18 protein-coding genes are annotated in these 16,654 nt (G+C 32.4%); 4 read left to right on the forward strand and 14 right to left on the reverse strand.

Annotated features, from left to right (window positions below; all coding sequences use genetic code 11):
• Nucleotides 1–66 precede the first annotated feature (66 nt).
• The 4 genes from ABD941_RS09500 to ABD941_RS09515 all read left to right on the forward strand — a co-directional run bounded on the left by ABD941_RS09500 (nucleotide 67) and on the right by ABD941_RS09515 (nucleotide 4,505).
• Nucleotides 67–969, forward strand: coding sequence for a NifU family protein (locus ABD941_RS09500; RefSeq protein WP_345273897.1), 903 nt, complete (start codon nucleotides 67–69; stop codon nucleotides 967–969).
• Nucleotides 970–1,214: 245 nt separating this feature from the next.
• Nucleotides 1,215–3,251 carry a thioredoxin domain-containing protein gene (locus ABD941_RS09505; RefSeq protein WP_425557106.1) on the forward strand — a complete coding sequence of 679 codons (2,037 nt, stop codon included), beginning with the start codon at nucleotides 1,215–1,217 and terminating at the stop codon, nucleotides 3,249–3,251.
• On the forward strand, nucleotides 3,248–3,601 hold the full coding sequence (locus ABD941_RS09510) for a DUF1304 domain-containing protein (RefSeq protein ID WP_345273899.1): 354 nt from the start codon (nucleotides 3,248–3,250) through the stop codon (nucleotides 3,599–3,601). The genes ABD941_RS09505 and ABD941_RS09510 overlap by 4 nt, the downstream gene beginning before the upstream one ends.
• A gap of 88 nt (nucleotides 3,602–3,689) precedes the next feature.
• A complete protein-coding gene (locus tag ABD941_RS09515) occupies nucleotides 3,690–4,505 on the forward strand; it encodes a mechanosensitive ion channel family protein (protein WP_345273900.1) in 816 nt (271 codons plus the stop codon).
• Nucleotides 4,506–4,567: 62 nt separating this feature from the next.
• Here the strand turns inward: ABD941_RS09515 and tsaB are convergent, their stop codons facing one another.
• From tsaB to cyoE, 14 genes are all read right to left on the reverse strand, one after another.
• The gene (gene tsaB / locus ABD941_RS09520) at nucleotides 4,568–5,242 is read right to left on the reverse strand and encodes a tRNA (adenosine(37)-N6)-threonylcarbamoyltransferase complex dimerization subunit type 1 TsaB (protein WP_345273901.1); all 675 of its coding nucleotides are present in this window, start codon (nucleotides 5,240–5,242) and stop codon (nucleotides 4,568–4,570) included.
• Between the two features lies 1 nt (nucleotide 5,243).
• A complete protein-coding gene (locus ABD941_RS09525) occupies nucleotides 5,244–6,611 on the reverse strand; it encodes a TolC family protein (protein ID WP_345273902.1) in 1,368 nt (455 codons plus the stop codon).
• A gap of 31 nt (nucleotides 6,612–6,642) precedes the next feature.
• Nucleotides 6,643–7,767 (reverse strand): efflux RND transporter periplasmic adaptor subunit, encoded by a 1,125-nt coding sequence (locus ABD941_RS09530; RefSeq protein WP_345273903.1) that lies wholly within the window; start codon nucleotides 7,765–7,767, stop codon nucleotides 6,643–6,645.
• Nucleotides 7,768–7,780: 13 nt separating this feature from the next.
• Entirely contained in the window at nucleotides 7,781–9,031 is a 1,251-nt protein-coding gene (locus tag ABD941_RS09535) for an ABC transporter permease (protein ID WP_345273904.1), read from the reverse strand.
• The gene (locus tag ABD941_RS09540; protein WP_345273905.1) at nucleotides 9,024–10,253 is read right to left on the reverse strand and encodes an ABC transporter permease; all 1,230 of its coding nucleotides are present in this window, start codon (nucleotides 10,251–10,253) and stop codon (nucleotides 9,024–9,026) included. The genes ABD941_RS09535 and ABD941_RS09540 overlap by 8 nt, the downstream gene beginning before the upstream one ends.
• Complete coding sequence (locus ABD941_RS09545; protein WP_345273906.1) at nucleotides 10,246–10,947, reverse strand: ABC transporter ATP-binding protein; 702 nt, start codon at nucleotides 10,945–10,947, stop codon at nucleotides 10,246–10,248. Before ABD941_RS09545 ends, ABD941_RS09540 begins: the two co-directional genes overlap by 8 nt.
• Before the next feature lie 87 nt (nucleotides 10,948–11,034).
• Complete coding sequence (locus ABD941_RS09550) at nucleotides 11,035–11,253, reverse strand: hypothetical protein (protein WP_345273907.1); 219 nt, start codon at nucleotides 11,251–11,253, stop codon at nucleotides 11,035–11,037.
• Nucleotides 11,254–11,337: 84 nt separating this feature from the next.
• Nucleotides 11,338–11,865: a DUF420 domain-containing protein gene (locus tag ABD941_RS09555; RefSeq protein ID WP_345273908.1), complete on the reverse strand. Its 528-nt coding sequence runs from the start codon at nucleotides 11,863–11,865 to the stop codon at nucleotides 11,338–11,340.
• Between the two features lie 46 nt (nucleotides 11,866–11,911).
• Nucleotides 11,912–12,655, reverse strand: a complete 744-nt coding sequence (locus ABD941_RS09560) for an SCO family protein (RefSeq protein WP_345273909.1) — start codon at nucleotides 12,653–12,655, stop codon at nucleotides 11,912–11,914.
• On the reverse strand, nucleotides 12,642–13,364 hold the full coding sequence (locus ABD941_RS09565; RefSeq protein ID WP_345273910.1) for a hypothetical protein: 723 nt from the start codon (nucleotides 13,362–13,364) through the stop codon (nucleotides 12,642–12,644). Before ABD941_RS09565 ends, ABD941_RS09560 begins: the two co-directional genes overlap by 14 nt.
• A 199-nt stretch (nucleotides 13,365–13,563) precedes the next feature.
• Nucleotides 13,564–13,944 carry a cytochrome C oxidase subunit IV family protein gene (locus ABD941_RS09570; protein WP_345273911.1) on the reverse strand — a complete coding sequence of 127 codons (381 nt, stop codon included), beginning with the start codon at nucleotides 13,942–13,944 and terminating at the stop codon, nucleotides 13,564–13,566.
• A gap of 52 nt (nucleotides 13,945–13,996) precedes the next feature.
• On the reverse strand, nucleotides 13,997–14,968 hold the full coding sequence (locus ABD941_RS09575; RefSeq protein WP_345273912.1) for a cytochrome c oxidase subunit 3: 972 nt from the start codon (nucleotides 14,966–14,968) through the stop codon (nucleotides 13,997–13,999).
• A 137-nt stretch (nucleotides 14,969–15,105) separates the two neighbouring features.
• Entirely contained in the window at nucleotides 15,106–15,687 is a 582-nt protein-coding gene (locus tag ABD941_RS09580) for a cytochrome c oxidase subunit 3 (protein WP_345273913.1), read from the reverse strand.
• Between the two features lie 2 nt (nucleotides 15,688–15,689).
• On the reverse strand, nucleotides 15,690–16,583 hold the full coding sequence (gene cyoE / locus ABD941_RS09585) for a heme o synthase (protein WP_345273914.1): 894 nt from the start codon (nucleotides 16,581–16,583) through the stop codon (nucleotides 15,690–15,692).
• Between the last annotated feature and the right edge of the window lie 71 nt (nucleotides 16,584–16,654).

The raw sequence follows: 16,654 nt of genomic DNA on the forward strand, positions 1-16,654 counted from the left end.
CAACAAAACTCAAATATATGGATATCTAAAGTTTTCTTTTAGTATTTTTGTGAAAAATTAGCTAAAATGAACACTTTCAAGGTTTCCGTGCAAGAAACATCCAATAATACTATCGTAAAATTTGAGTTAAATCAATTTATAACACAACATCAGAGTTTTGAGTTTAATAATATTGATGACGCTAAAGCATCACCTTTAGCACAACAATTGTTTTATTTACCATTTGTTAAAAAGGTTTATATCTCAAGTAACTTTATAGCTGTTGAACGTTATAATATTGTTGAATGGCATGATGTGCAAGACGAAGTTGCAGAACAAATTGAAACCTATTTAAATGATGGCGGTATTGTGGTTGAAGAAACCGCTGCTCCAAAAAAAGTTCCAGTAACGGTTTATGCCGAAAGTACACCTAACCCAGCTGTAATGAAGTTTGTAGCTAACAAAAAAATAGTGACAGCCTTATTTGAATTCACATCCATTGATGATGCAAAATTATCACCTTTAGCTACCAAATTATTCCATTTTCCATTTGTACAGCGTGTTTTTATTGACGAAAACTATGTGTCTATTACAAAATATGATATCGCAGAATGGCAAGACATCACTATTGAATTACGTGAATTTATTAGAAGTTATATTGAAAACGGAAAAGAGGTTGTTCTACCAGAAGCTGCTGAAACACTTAAAAAAACCACAAAACAAAAAGACACGCATTTTGATACACTTGATGATACCTCAAAAGAAATTATAAATATTCTGGAAGAGTATGTAAAGCCCGCAGTAGCGAGTGATGGTGGTAATATTCAATTTATATCATATGATGCGGATTCTAAAAATGTGAGCGTATTGCTTCAAGGGGCTTGTAGTGGTTGTCCATCATCAACCTATACTCTAAAAAGCGGTATTGAAAATATGTTAAAAGAAATGCTTCCCGGAAAAGTTGATATGGTAGAGGCTGTTAATGGATAAGTGATTTTGGATTGTTAATTATAGGGATATACTCATACTATACATTTAAATACTTTTTTTAAATATTGACTCTTACCTATATATAAAGCTACTTAGCTCTCTTTTTAAGATTCAGATAGCAACAAATTATATATAATACTTAAAAACTAAATTGGTATAAATTTCGCTAACTTTGAGAAATGAAGTACACACAATTACTATTATTTATTATTCTAATAAGTTGCAAAGGTCAAAATTCAGAATCTATGGAACATCAATATACCAACGACCTTATTAATGAAACCAGTCCGTATTTATTACAGCATGCCCACAACCCTGTAAATTGGAATGCCTGGAATGAAAACACACTAGCCAAAGCTAAAGATGAAAACAAATTGATGCTTATTAGTGTGGGATATTCTGCTTGTCATTGGTGTCATGTTATGGAACATGAAAGCTTTGAAGACACATTGGTAGCTCAGGTTATGAATGCCAATTTTATAAACATAAAAATTGATAGAGAAGAGCGCCCTGATGTCGATCAGGTTTATATGAATGCGGTACAACTTATGACAGGTAGTGGCGGTTGGCCACTAAATGCCATTGCGCTACCTGATGGACGACCTGTTTGGGGTGGCACCTATTTTAAGAAAGACCAATGGATAGATGCCTTAGAACAAATATCGAAACTGTATGTTGAGAATCCCGAAAAGCTTTATGAATATGCCGATAAATTAGAGCAGGGTATTAAATCATTAGATGTTGTTGAACGTAATACAGATGACCCTGTTTTCGAAAAACCTTATATAGAAGAGGCTATTAAAAATTGGTCAAAACAGTTTGATACTAATTTGGGAGGGATGAATAGAGCGCCTAAGTTCATGATGCCCAACAATTACCATTTCTTATTGAGGTATGCTTACCAAAACAATGACAAAGCACTCATGGAATTCGTTAATTTAACACTCACTAAAATGGCTTATGGTGGTGTTTTTGACCAAATTGGTGGCGGTTTCTCGAGGTATGCTGTCGATACGAAATGGCATGTTCCCCATTTTGAAAAAATGCTTTATGATAACGGACAACTAGTAAGCTTATATGCTGATGCTTACCTCATCACAAAAAACAAACTGTATAAGGATATTGTTACTGAAACTTTAGCGTATATAAAACACGATATGACTACCAAAAATGGAGCTTTTTACTCCGCTTTTGATGCCGACAGTAATACCCCTGAGGGCGAACTCGAAGAAGGGGCCTTTTATGTTTGGAATAAAGAAGACATAAAAACACATATTGGTGATGACTTTAAACTTTTTTCAGACTATTATAATATTAACAGTTACGGTCTATGGGAACATGGTAACTATGTACTCATTAGAAAGGATGATGATGCATCCATCATAAAAAAGCATCAAATTACCCAAGCAGTTTTAGACCAAAAGAAATCAAGTTGGAAAAAAACACTTTTAAAAGTCAGAAACCAAAGAGCAAAACCTCGGTTAGATGACAAAACGCTTACCTCATGGAATGCCATCATGTTAAAGGGGTATGTAGATGCTTATCGCGTATTTGGTGATGCAAACTACTTGACTTCTGCGGAAAAAAATGCAGCTTTTATTATAAACAATCAATTACGAGAAGATGGTGGTCTATACCATAATTATAAAAACGGTAAGGGTTCTATTAATGGTTATCTTGAAGATTATGCCTTAACAATTGATGCATTTATAGCCCTCTATGAAAATACATTAAACGAAAAATGGATTAATGCCTCAAGGGATTTAGCAAATTACATTTTCGATTATTTCTTTGATGAGCAAAGCAGCATGTTCTATTTTACATCTAATAGTGATGCGTCTTTAGTGTCTAGAAGTATAGACTATCGAGATAATGTTATTCCTGCCAGTAACTCCATTATGGCAAAGAACCTGTTTAAATTATCGCACTATTTTGACAATGAACATTACAGTAATACCGCTATGGCTATGCTTAACAATGTAAAACCTGAAATGCAAGCCTACCCTTCGGGCTACTCCAATTGGTTTGACCTCATGTTGAATTATGTGCAGCCTTATTATGAAGTTGCCATTGTTGGCGCAAATGCTAAACAAAAAATAGTTGAATTAAATAAAACCTATATCCCTAATAAACTCATTGCTGGAAGCATTTCAGAAAACAATATGCCTTTATTGGAAAACAGATATAACCCTGAAGAAACTTTAATTTATGTTTGTGTAAACAAAGCCTGTAAACTTCCTGTTTCTGAAGTCACAAAGGCTATAAAACTTTTAAAGGAATGACATATTTAGCCATTATACTAGTAGCGTTTGTTGCTTTAGAGCACATTTATTTTTTAATTTTAGAAATGTTTATGTGGACCAAACCAAAAGGCATTAAGGCTTTTGGCTTAAAATCTAAAGCATTTGCAGAAGATACTAAAATACTAGCTGCAAATCAAGGACTCTATAATGGATTCTTAGCCGCGGGGCTTATCTTTTCAATAATCCAAAATAATATAACATTTGCACTATTTTTTCTTATTTGTGTGACTATTGCCGGGATCTATGGGTCTTATTCTACAAAGCAAATAAAACTATTTTATATACAAAGCGTTCCTGCTATTTTAGCATTAATTATGCTTTATTTTTAAAGAATTCTCAACTATTTTTTAACCTGATTATTAATTAATAACCCAGAATAGTTTTAATTTTGCTATCTAATTAACTTTTAAAAAAATTATGGATTTAGAAAACATTGACACAGAAAAATGGCTTGAATTGGCTCTAGATTATGGACTTAAGATTCTTGGAGCTGTTGTTATTTGGATTATTGGTTCTTGGGTAATTAAAAAAATACTAAAAACGACCAAAAAATTAATGTCTAAAAGAGATTATGATGAAAGCCTTCAAAAGTTTTTATTAAATCTTCTAGGGTGGACTTTAAAAATTGTACTTATAGTTGTTGTACTTGGAACTGTTGGTGTAGAAACCACATCATTTGCTGCTATATTAGCTGCTGCTGGTTTGGCTATTGGTTTAGCGCTACAAGGTTCTTTAGGGAATTTTGCCGGAGGGGTTTTAATTATGATTTTTAAGCCTTTTAAAATTGGTGATTTAATTGAAGCGCAAGGCGAACTTGGTGTTGTAAAGGAAATTGAAATTTTTACAACCAAATTAACAGGATTATCAAACAGAGAGATTATTATTCCTAATGGTTCTTTATCCAACGGGAATATTATCAATTACACCACTGAAGGCACACGTCGTGTAGATTTAACTTTTGGTGTTGGCTATGATTCTGATATTAAGAAAACTAAAGATGTTTTAATGGCTGTTTTAACATCACATCCTAAAGTTTTACAAACTCCTGAACCTACTGTAAATGTTTCTGAATTGGCAGATAGTTCAATTAATTTTGCGGTAAGACCATGGTGTACCGCAGACGATTATTGGGATGTTTACTTTGGCATTACTGAAAATGTAAAAGAAGCTCTTGATAAGGCTGGAATTGAAATTCCTTATCCACATCAAGTTGAAATTCGAAAACAAGGATAAAAAGTATTTATCTCATTAAATAAAAAAGCCTTGATAGTTTCTAAAACTGTTAGGGCTTTTTTCTATACATTCTTCTTTAAAGCCACAAAATCTTTTAAATAATAAGGTTCAAAATATGCTAAATCTTCTACATCGCTTTTTTTGTATTTATCATAGGCTAATGAGCCCATCTCTTTTGAAGACGGTAGCTTGCCTTCGATAAAAACGGCATTTGGATGATCAATTAAGGTTTTTGTTTTTTCAACACCATTGCCTATAAAATAGACTTTTCCTTGCTCAAAATAATCTTCAAAAGCTTTTTCGTCTAAAATTTGAGCCTCAGTATCTCGTATTTGCTTATAGTTTGCATCATAAATAGCGGCATATACTTCCATACGTCTGGCATCTAACATCGCTACAATAATACCATCATTTATTCTAACTTGATGTGCTAGAGCGTCTAAGGTTGGTATAGCTATTAATGGTTTATCAAGCGCAAAGCATAAGCCTTTTGCCGCAGAAACTCCAATACGCAAGCCTGTGTAAGACCCAGGGCCTTTGCTAACCGCAATAGCATCGATTTCTTCACGATTTATATGGGCTTCTTGCAAAACGTTATCTATATAGACATGAAGTCTTTCGGCATGCGAATAGCTTTTATCGTTGTCTTCTTTTAAAGCTATGCTTTCATTATTTTTTGATATGGATACCGAACAATTGGTCGTTGCTGTTTCTATATTTAGTATATAAGTGCTCAAATTAATTAGTTAAAGATTTTCCCATGTAAAAGTCTAAAACTTTTGTCTTAAAAACAAAATTATACTTGGCATTTAAAAAAGAGGACTGCGCATTAATCAATCTATTTCTAACCTGATCTAACTCAAAAGAGGTACTTACTCCTAAATCGTATTTTTCTTGTTCATTTTTAAAAGCTTCATCTTGAGCTATTACAGATATATTTGAGGCTTCATATTGCTTTAAAGACGCTTTGGCATCTGCATAAGCCTGTTCTACATTCGTCGTTAAAGTTTGCTTTTCTTGTTCTAAAGCTAAATTTGATTTTTCTTTATTGATTTTAGATTTATTTACATTGGCATCATTTTTAAATCCTGAAAATATGGGTATGTTTAAATTAAACCCAAAGTTATAACCAAAGTTATTTTCTAATTGCTCTATAAAACCATTTGGTTTGAGTTCTATGAGCATGCCTGTGGTTTGATCAAAAATAGGAATGACATCATCTTGACCTACTATATGTTGGTAAGATGTTCCTAATCCTGCTCCAAAAGTTAAAGATGGATAGTATGAACTCTTTGCTATAGCGATATTAAACGCTGCATTTTCAAGGTTTAATTCCGCATTTTTTATTTCTGGTCTATGAGTTAATGCATATGACAGAATTTCATTTGTGTTATTATAAGTTAAAACCGCATTGTTTAAATCTATAAAAATATCTTCCACATCAAAGCCATCATTAGAAATTTGCAATATCTGAGATAGACTTAACAGCGATAATACGACACTATTTTGCGCATTTACTAAACGTTCATTATCCGTTGCCAATTGAGATTGCGATACTAACAAGTCGGCTTTAGCTCTAACGCCTGCATCCACCAAACCTTGTACTTGATCTAAACTTTTTTGACTCACTACAATTTGCTCTTCTGCTAATTTTAAAGCTTCTTTATTCAGTAAAATATTTAAATAGGCATTAACAACATTCAATGAAATATTATCTTTTAAAATATCTAACTGAAGTTGACTTGTTTTTAATCCCAGTTTAGCTTGCTTGTACAAATTGGTATTCTGAAAACCATTAAAAATGGTTATTCCTGTGCTTAGCCCAAAATTATTAAGCCTAGAGTCCCTCGATATTCGGTTACCATTATTTCCTATAAAAGATCCAAAATTAAAATTTTGTGAAGCTGACCCGCTAACTGTTGGTAAAAAATTAGCCTTTGCTGTGGTAATATCTTCTTCCGCGATTAATGCATCAAGCTGGGATTGCTTAATTGAGATATTATGCTCTAAAGCATGATTTACACATTCTTGTAAGGTCCATTCTTTTTCTTGTGAAAAAGATAAAATGGAGCAAAACATGAAAACCAATACAACTGATTTATTCATACTTATAAGGTTATTAAACCTTTTCGAGAAATTAATCGTTATCTTCTTCATCTTCGTTATCTTTTGATGCTTTATTCCAAACTTTAATTTTATCGCCTTCTTTTACACCTTCTGTTATTTCAACATTTATTCCATCAGATAAACCTAAGGTTACCTTACTTTTTTCAAATTTACCATCCTCTTTTTGGACTTCTACAAAAGGTTTTTCTGTAATTCTGTTATATTGAACTAAAGCTTCTTTAATAGCAAATACACTGTCTTTACTTTCAATATCGATTTCTGCATTGGCACTATAACCTGCCCTGATTTTTAAGGACGCTTCGATATTTACATTGGCTTTAACTGTAAATTGAACGGCACCAGCGTTATCTGTAACCCCTTTAGGGGCTATAAAGGTTAATTTTGCTGGAAAGATTCTTTCATTAAGTGCCCCAATAACAATTTTAATACTTTTACCTTCTTCTAGCTTGTCTACTTCTGACTCATCAACTTGCCCTTCAAAAATCATTTTGTCCATATTAGCAATTGTGGAAATTGTAGTCCCTGAATTAAAATTATTACTTTGAATAACCTGGTCTCCAACTCTTATTGGGATTTCCAATACTGTTCCTGAAATTTGTGATATAATATTGGTATTTGCTAAGCGCTGCCCTGAAACGGACCCTTGACGAATAATTTGATAATCGTTCTGTGCTTGGTTTAAAGTTTCTTTACTTTGATTTAAGGATAATTCGCTGTTTTCAAAATCTTGTTTTGAAATAACACCTTTTTCAAAAAGCACTTTATTTCTTTTATAAAGCGTATTTGCATTATCAAAAGATAATCGGGATGAATTAACTCTACTATTTGCAGTTGTTAAAGACTGTTCATTTGGTACGATTCTTATTTTGGCAATTAAATCTCCTTTCTCAACAATATCGCCTTCCTCAACAAATATATCATCAACAATACCTGAAATTTGTGGTTTAAGCTCTATTTCTTCTTCGGGATTTAAACTGCCCGTCGCTACCACTTTTGAGTTTATTGAGGTATAAAAAGGCTTCTCGACAACAAAGTCTTCTAAATTTTTAGTATTAGCATCCTTAAAATATTTTAAGACTACTGTAAATAAAAGTAATGCTACAATTCCGATAATAATTTTTACTGATTTACTCATTCTATTTTATTTTTTACTCTTCTCTTAATGCGTCTATAGGCTTAACGCTTGTTGCCTTATTTGCTGGTATTAAACCAATTAATGTCCCTAATATAACTACAATCAATAATGAAAAAAACACAATAGCAATTGAAACCGAGGGGTTTATCATCCAAGGCTCATCACTTTTAAGCATGGATCTATTCAATAGCATTAGAATTAACCCACCACTAATAATACCTATAAACCCTGCTACTAAAGCCATGGTAACAGATTCTACTATTATTTGTCTTTTTATTACAATTGGTGTTGCACCTAAAGCTCTTCTTATTCCTATTTCTTTAGTCCGTTCTTTAACCGTAATTAGTAATATACTTCCTATAGCAAAAACACCTGCTATTAAGGTTGCAATGCCAACAAACCAAGTTAAAAATTGCATACCTGTTAAAAACCCAGTTAACCTACTAAACCGTTCTCCTAGATTAAAACCATTAAAGGCCCTGTTATCATCAGGATGGACTTTATTCATGTTTTTCAGTAACAGTTTTGTGTCTGATTCTATTTGATTAATATCATACTCGGGCTTTCCTGTAATCATCATCCAATCTACTCTTCCGCCACGATTATAGATTTGTTGGGAGGTCGTAAATGGCATATTAAAATCTATTTGTGGTCCTCCAAAATTTACAACGGTATAAACACCAATAACCTTAAAGTTTATATTTCCAACTAGAACAATTTTTCCAATAGGGTATTCATCCTTTTGAAATATTTGTTTATAAACATCTTCGGATATTACAATCACTTTTTTACGTTCATCAATATCACTTTGGTTAATATAGCGCCCCCAAATCAAATTTTGTTTAGCTACAACATCTAAAAGCGGATAATCTCCTGTTCCAGTAAATGTGCCCGACAACATGTTATAGCTTAGTGTAGAATTTGACATATTTCTCGGCACAACAAACTCGACACCTTTTATATTTTCTTGGATTTTAATAATATCGTCTGTTCTTAAAATTACTGGCCTACCAGTTTCATAACCTTTAAAAGGCATACTGGTTTTACCTCCAAAAACAAAAACACTATTGGTGGCAAAGTCCTCAAAAAGTAAATTAAAGTTATTTTCAATACCTCTAGCGGAACCTAACAATCCAATAAGCAATATAATGCCCCACCAAACTCCAACCATGGTTAAGATTGTTCTGAGCATATTCTTGCTTAAGCTAGAGTAAACTTCTGCCCAGGTATCTTTATCGAATAAAAACTTAAACCAATCAACCATTTCTTAATGCAATTATGGGTTTTATTTTGGATGCTTTTTTAGCTGGAAAAAAACCTGCTAAAGCTCCTGCCCCTATTAAAATAAAAGTTGCTGATACTATAATATTTGGATGTACTTCTGGATTTGTTATAAAATATTGTTCTAGACTAGGCCCTATCCACTTTAAAACACCAACGCCTATAAGCAAGCCTACATAACCAGAAATTGCTGTTATAATAACAGATTCAACTAAAATAATTGATACAATAGATTTTGGTGATGCGCCTAATGCTTTTCGAACACCAATTTCTTTAGTGCGTTCTTTTACTATAAAAATCATGATATTACTAATTCCTACTATACCAGCAATTAATGTTCCTAAACCTATTATTATGATTAAAACACCTAATCCTGAAGTCATGACATCTATGCCTTTTGTTTGTAGTGCCATATTTGTGACCCTTATAGCACGCTGATCATCCGGAGCAACATTTTTACGGATTTTTAACTTTTTAGTAAGTTCTACTCCAAATGTTAATGCTTTATCCATACCAATCTCACGATTATATGTTAAGCTAATATCTCTAAGCTTATCATCACCAACGTAGAGGTTTTGGATTGTAGTCGTTGGCATATATAATAGACGCTCTTGTTGATCGCCACCATTATCTGTAAAAACTCCAATGACCTTAAATTGGATACCTTCTAAATTTAGATATTTCCCAATTGCAGTTGTATTTGTAAACAAATCTTCTTCTACTAATCGACCTATTACAATAACTTTCTTGTTTTTTTTATAATCATTTAAGTTAATGAAGCGCCCTTCTTTAATTTCCATTTTCTCAATAAACTGATAGTCTGGAGACACACCTGTTATATCATAGTTCCCTTTTTTATAGGTAGATTTTACTTGATAATTTCTTCCTAAATTTCCTGAAATATACTCTATGTTATCATTAAACTCTTTTTTAATAAAATCATAATCTGTATTATTATAAAATATTTCACGTCCTGACTGTAGTCCTTTATGTGGTTTTGAAGTTGTTCCTTTTTCAATTCTAATAATATTATCTGCTGTTTTAATAAAAAGTTTATCAAACGTATTTTCCAATCCATTTGCAATGCCAAAAAGTATGGTAAACAATAGAATAGCAAAAGCCACGGTAAACCCAGAAAGCAAGCCTCTGGTTCTGTTTTTATTTATACTTTGAAATATTTCGCGCCAAAGGTCTACATCAAACATACTGTTCTGCCCTTACTTGATTTACTTTTTTATCTTCCATAATAACGCCGTCGCGTAATCTGACTATACGCTTACACATATTGGCAATATCCTCTTCGTGCGTTACCATTAAAATCGTTTTTCCTTCATCATTTAACTGTTGGATGAATTCCATGATTTCGTAAGATGTTGTTGTATCTAAAGCACCTGTAGGCTCGTCTGCTAATAATAACTTGGGGTTTGCAGCTAGTGCTCGAGCTATGGCGACACGTTGGTTTTGTCCTCCTGAAAGCTCTTTTGGCAAATGCTTTGCCCAATCGGCTAAACCCACTTTTTCTAAATGAAACATCGCTTTTTCTTGTCTTTTTTTGCGTTTCATACCTTGATAATATAGTGGAAGTGCTACATTTTCAAGGGCATTTTTATAATTTATAAGATTGAAAGACTGAAAAATAAAGCCTAAAAATTTATTACGATAGACTGCTGCTTTTTTTTCTGTTAAATTAACTATAGGCAAGCCATCAAGAACATAGTCGCCAGAATCAGCTTCATCTAACATACCAATAATGTTAAGTAATGTAGACTTACCTGAACCTGAAGAGCCCATTATCGCAACCATCTCGCCTTCTTCTACATTAAGATTTATCCCTTTTAAAACATGTAAACTAGAATCTCCTATAGGATAGGATTTATGAAGCTGATGGATTTTTAACATGGCTTTGATGGTTTAGTAAAGCAAATGACTGATAATAAGACTAACTAGACAAAGAAATGTTACAAAAAAAGGTTGTGAAAATTTTTATTATTTCTTTAACGTATTGTAATTTTTATAAATAAAATAGCCAATTCCTGCGACAAGGATATATGGAATGGCCATTAAGTAAACAATACCATCATTAATTCCTTCGGCTGCAGTTTGACTTTCTTCGCTTTCTAAAACCGCACGGCACATGGCACATTGTGCTTTGGCTTCAATAAATAAGAGGAAAGAAAAGAGAAAAAAAATGACTTTATTTTTCATTTTATTGATTCTATAGACCCCGCTCTAAAAACGGGATTATCGCTACAACTATCGAGACACCCTGCTCCTAGAAGTAGGGTTTCATTAATAATACGGGGAAATCATAATATAAACAATTACCCCCGTTATAGCAACATACAACCACAAAGGAAATGTAATTCTTGCTATTTTTTTATGTTTTTCAATATTATTAGTAATGGCCCTAACGTAAGTAATTAATACAAACGGAATGACAATAATAGACATTATAATATGTGTTAATAAAATAAAATAATAGAAGTATTTTTTAAAACCTTCACCACCATACTTTGTAGAGTCACTTGTCATATGGTACGCTATATACATAAATAAAAACAGGACTGATAGTATAATAGCAAACTTCATGAGTCTTTCGTGTTGCTTTATTTTTTTATTTTGAATGGCTATGAATGCCAATACTAAAACAAATGCAGTAAGGGCATTTATACTGGCATAAATAGGCGGTAAAAACACAGGAAGCTCTACATCTATTTTAATTCCGAAAAGTGATGCTACGGCAAGTGGAATGACTATAGACAAAACTATTATTAGCTTATTGTATTTTTTTTCGTTTAAAATTTCTTTATCATTCATTATCTATAATTTCAGGTTCTAAAAACAACTTTTCCAGGGTATAAAATTACTCATTTAGTAATTTTATAATATCTGCTTTTAACGCGCTAATTTCTTCTTTTACACCATCATCATCAACTTGTTCTTCTTCGGAAATGATACCTCTGTAATAAATAATGGGGTTTCCATAATCATCTTTTCTTGAACGTATAAAGCCATTTTTATCAATTAAAGCAAAATTTCCTGAATGCTCAAACCCACCTGCAACATCTTCTTCTTGGGCGGTATATAAATTAAACCCTTCGTTTGATAGCTTATAAATGGTGTCTTTATCTCCAGTCATTAAATGCCAATTGGGATTGGTTACGCCATAATGTTCTGCATAGGCTTTAAGAACTTCTGGGGTATCATAATCTGGGTTTATAGTAAATGATGCTACTCCAAAATCTTCAAAATCTTTAAATGTATTTTGAATTTGAATAAGGTTGGCATTCATTCTAGGGCAAATGGTCGGGCAGGTTGTAAAAAAGAATTCTATAACATATACTTTGCCTTCGTAATCTTTGTTGGTTATCGTTTTTCCATCTTGATTAGTGAAAGAAAACACCGGTACTTTTTTAGGCACACTGTTAATTTCAATAAAGGCTAAATCTGAAATACTGTTTTTTTTATCATCAGCAAAATCACTTCTGCTTTCGTTTCTAATAATATCTTTATTTGAAATTCTATCTATGATTCTTGGAATAAAAATAATTCCAAAAACTAGGATAATAAAGGCTATACCTATATATGAATAATTAGTTTTCTTCATCTTGATTATTTAAATCGTTTGCCCTTCTGGTATCAGAATTAAATTCGCCTTTACGTTTTTGCCTATACTCGGTAAATAAGATACGTAAATCGTCACTCATTTTATTCTTGATTTCAGCAACTTCAATACAGTCATAGGCATACAGCCCATAAACAGGTTTGCTTTTTTCTAGTTCGTTATCAGTTCTATCATCTAATCGCCCTCTTTGATTTAAATCTTTATCGACTAAATAGACATCATTAGATGAAAAATTTTTATTGAGTGGTGTTTTAGTTTTTAAACTAAAAAACACCTGTTTAATATCACTAGGTTCTCCAAATACAAAATGCCAAAACCGTAAGCCTTCGTAAGAGCCAATTTCTGATTTTAGTTCTTCAACAGCTTCTTCTGTTCCCTTTGGCATTAAAACAACTATTTGAAACTTTTTAAAACCTATGAAGTTGTCATATACCAACTCTTTTAAATTAGAAGCTGCAATGCTATTATTCATTGGGTTATTACCTAAAAACCCGACTACTGTTATATGGTCTTTTAAAACAATTTTTTCTTCTGTATTAGACGTAAACTTATCTAAATCTAAAACGGATTCATTAACAATATCAAGTGGTGTGTAATTATGGGTTGCTGGATACAAAAACAATAAAAATGTTACAGGAAGAAAGAATAAGATTCCTAAAACCACATATCGACTAACTTTCTTATAACCCATTAAATAAAAGTATTTCTATTGCATAAAGCGCACTGCAAAAATAAAAAAAGACGGTCTAAAAACCGCCTAAAATTCTTATTTTAACTCTATTAAAATGTCCTGATATAAAATCAGGGTTCCTGCTTGGAACAGGTAAGAACTCAATATTCTGTTTTTGAATACTCGTAATTTTTTATGAGTATTCAAAAACAGAATTTCATTAAAAATCTCTTTTTATATATCCGCTTTTATATACATCAAAAACATAACCGCCTTCTTGTAATAAAATAAATATTAAATATAAAATTAAGAATATAGCTGTCCATACTACCATACGTCTTAATGCTTTCGTTTCATCACGCATGTGCATGAAGTCCCAAGTAATATAATAGGCTTTTACAATAGTAAGAATGATGAATATCCAGTTCAAGATTTTCATGCCTAAAAAACTAGCCATTAAAGCTTCTGGTTTAACAATACCCAAGGCTACTTCAATTATTGTAACAAAAGTTAAAAAGATTAAAACACCCCAAATTTTTTGAGTATTTGATTTAAACTTTAATAAGCCTCTAAATATTTCTAATTTATGTTCGTGTGCCATTTTATATGCTTTTTAGATCCCGATATGCATCGAGATGACAAAATATTCTTAATTAAACTAGGTAGAAGAATGTAAATACAAATACCCAAACTAAATCTACAAAGTGCCAGTATAAACCAACTTTTTCAACCATCTCGTAACTACCGCGTCTTTCATAAGTTCCTAGTATCACATTAAAGAAAATAATAATATTGATAACAACTCCCGAAAATACGTGAAATCCATGAAATCCTGTTATAAAGAAAAAGAAGTCTGCAAATAGTGGTGAACCATATTCATTGACATGAAGATTGGCGCCTTCAACAACCAGTTTACCATTGTCTTTTATTTGTTTTAAAGACTCGGCTCTAGACAAAACTGTTTTTTCGCCTTCTTCATTTATAATCTGTGTTCTTACTAAAACATTGTCGTGAGCTTCTAAACCATGTAAAACCTCATTTACTGTATAGGCTGGTAAAGTTCCTTCAGAAACGAACCATAAACCGCTTTTACGTTCATGTTGCGTCCTTTCAGCATGCTCATCTACAACTACAAAATCTCTAAGTGCAACTCGATGTCCGTCTGTATCAACAAATTGAAGAATATTTCCGCCTTTGGTTTGTACAGCACCATAATCGCCTTTAATAAATGTGTTCCATTCCCACGCTTGAGACCCCACAAATATTAAACCACCTATAATGGTTAAAAACATGTAAATAGTAACTTTTCCTTTATTTAAATGATGACCAGCATCAACAGCCAATACCATAGTTACTGACGACATAATTAATACAAACGTCATAAATGCCACATAATACATTGGGGCATCTACACCGTGTAAAAACGGAAAGTGTGTAAACACTTCGTCGGCAATTGGCCATGAATCAATGAACTTAAATCTTGAAAACCCATAGGCTGCTAAAAACCCTGAGAATGTTAAAGCATCTGAAACGATGAAAAACCACATCATCATTTTACCGTAACTTGCTTTAAGCGGTTGATTGCCGCCTCCCCAAGTTTTGCTTTCTGCTACTGCTGTACTCATATATAATGGTTGTTATTAAAAAGTTGCACAAAAATAATCAATTTATTTATCTAATAAAACATCCCATACTATATTTTAAAAACTATAAATAAAAGTCTAATTGAATGCGACATTAGACCTTTAAAAAATTAATATAATTATCTTACGAAATATAAAAACAAAAAGAGATACACCCACAGTATATCTATAAAATGCCAAAAAGTGGCTGCTAGTTCAAACCCTAACATTTTAGTTGGATTATACTTTTGTTTAAAATGATTATAAATTACAACCAACAAACAAATTAAACCAACAATAACGTGCAAAATGTGCACCAATGCTATTAAATAAATGTAAGACATGGTTACATTACTGGTTGGTCCTGTAAAATTATAGCCTAAATTTATGATTTGTTGAAAGCCTGAAAACTGATTAAAAATAAAAACAACTCCTAAAATTAATGTTATAAATAACCAAAGTGATGTTGCTTTATTATTTTCACTTTTTAATGCTTTTTTTGCCAAAATAAAAGTTAGGCTACTTATAACGATAACTATTGTGCTAACTATAAATGCATTTGGTAATTGAAAATCTTTTAACCAGTCTGGTCTGGAGCTACTCACAACAAACGCACTTGTCCATCCTGCAAAAGACATGACAAGCGAAATAATACCAAACCAAAGCATCATTTTTTTCGCTCTGTTATTTTTTTCCTCTGTAGTACCCTGTGTTAAATCCATGGTTATTTTATAAATTTATCTGCTACGTAAACAATCTGTATTAATGTAATATACAATACGCTAGCTAACATTAACTGTTTTGCAGCTTTTTCGGTCATATCTTTAAATAATCTAATGGCATAGTTTAGCATGCCTAAACCCAATATAAAAACAATTATGGCAGCTACTATGGATAATTGTAGTTTCCCTGTGAAACCAAACACAGGAATTATAGAAACTAGTAAGGTCCAAATGGTATACATAATAGTTTGTACTGCTGTTCCTTTATCTTGTTTTCCTGTTGGTAACATAAAAAACCCACCTTTTTTATAGTCTTCAAATAAAAACCAGCCAATAGCCCAAAAATGGGGGAATTGCCAAAAAAATTGTAATGCAAATAAGGTTCCTGGTTCTATGCCAAAATCATCAGTAGCGGCAACCCATCCTAACATAAAGGGAATAGCCCCTGGAATGGCTCCTACAAAAACCGCTAATGGTGTTTTGGTTTTTAAAGGTGTGTATACACAAGTGTATAAAAAGATGGAAATTGCACCAAACATAGCAGTTTGCTTATTGATGGTGTATAAAATAATAATTCCAAATAACGTAAAAACCGAGGCAATAATAAATGCTGTATTAACCGACATTCGGCCAGCTGGAATTGGCCTGCTTTTAGTACGGTCCATTAAGGCATCTAAATCTTTTTCTATAATTTGATTAAAGGCATTGGACGCCCCTACCATAAAATAACCACCAAAGGCTAGTAAAATCAAGATTTTAAGGTCTACCGTTTCAACGCCTAGCAAATACCCAGCAAGCGATGAAAACACGACACTTAATGCTAAACGCATTTTGGTGATTTCCTTAAAATCTGAAATTACAGAAGGGGTTGCTAATGACGATTTTGAATTGCTCAATGTTCTATGTCCTTGACGGCTTTTGTATTGCGAGTGCAAAGATACTCTATAAAACCCGAATTATGCAACAG

Source organism: Flaviramulus aquimarinus, from assembly GCF_039543205.1.
GTDB classification, from domain to species: domain Bacteria; phylum Bacteroidota; class Bacteroidia; order Flavobacteriales; family Flavobacteriaceae; genus Flaviramulus_B; species Flaviramulus_B aquimarinus.

What these genes read in the sequence shown, in the direction of transcription:
- ABD941_RS09500 (WP_345273897.1), top strand. Translation starts at nt 67, where the DNA reads ATGAACACTTTCAAGGTTTCCGTGCAAGAAACATCCAATAATACTATC.
- ABD941_RS09505 (WP_425557106.1), top strand. Translation starts at nt 1,215, where the DNA reads ATGGAACATCAATATACCAACGACCTTATTAATGAAACCAGTCCGTAT.
- ABD941_RS09510 (WP_345273899.1), top strand. Translation starts at nt 3,248, where the DNA reads ATGACATATTTAGCCATTATACTAGTAGCGTTTGTTGCTTTAGAGCAC.
- ABD941_RS09515 (WP_345273900.1), top strand. Translation starts at nt 3,690, where the DNA reads ATGGATTTAGAAAACATTGACACAGAAAAATGGCTTGAATTGGCTCTA.
- ABD941_RS09525 (WP_345273902.1), bottom strand. Translation starts at nt 6,611, where the DNA reads ATGAATAAATCAGTTGTATTGGTTTTCATGTTTTGCTCCATTTTATCT.
- ABD941_RS09530 (WP_345273903.1), bottom strand. Translation starts at nt 7,767, where the DNA reads ATGAGTAAATCAGTAAAAATTATTATCGGAATTGTAGCATTACTTTTA.
- ABD941_RS09535 (WP_345273904.1), bottom strand. Translation starts at nt 9,031, where the DNA reads ATGGTTGATTGGTTTAAGTTTTTATTCGATAAAGATACCTGGGCAGAA.
- ABD941_RS09540 (WP_345273905.1), bottom strand. Translation starts at nt 10,253, where the DNA reads ATGTTTGATGTAGACCTTTGGCGCGAAATATTTCAAAGTATAAATAAA.
- ABD941_RS09545 (WP_345273906.1), bottom strand. Translation starts at nt 10,947, where the DNA reads ATGTTAAAAATCCATCAGCTTCATAAATCCTATCCTATAGGAGATTCT.
- ABD941_RS09550 (WP_345273907.1), bottom strand. Translation starts at nt 11,253, where the DNA reads ATGAAAAATAAAGTCATTTTTTTTCTCTTTTCTTTCCTCTTATTTATT.
- ABD941_RS09555 (WP_345273908.1), bottom strand. Translation starts at nt 11,865, where the DNA reads ATGAATGATAAAGAAATTTTAAACGAAAAAAAATACAATAAGCTAATA.
- ABD941_RS09560 (WP_345273909.1), bottom strand. Translation starts at nt 12,655, where the DNA reads ATGAAGAAAACTAATTATTCATATATAGGTATAGCCTTTATTATCCTA.
- ABD941_RS09565 (WP_345273910.1), bottom strand. Translation starts at nt 13,364, where the DNA reads ATGGGTTATAAGAAAGTTAGTCGATATGTGGTTTTAGGAATCTTATTC.
- ABD941_RS09570 (WP_345273911.1), bottom strand. Translation starts at nt 13,944, where the DNA reads ATGGCACACGAACATAAATTAGAAATATTTAGAGGCTTATTAAAGTTT.
- ABD941_RS09575 (WP_345273912.1), bottom strand. Translation starts at nt 14,968, where the DNA reads ATGAGTACAGCAGTAGCAGAAAGCAAAACTTGGGGAGGCGGCAATCAA.
- ABD941_RS09580 (WP_345273913.1), bottom strand. Translation starts at nt 15,687, where the DNA reads ATGGATTTAACACAGGGTACTACAGAGGAAAAAAATAACAGAGCGAAA.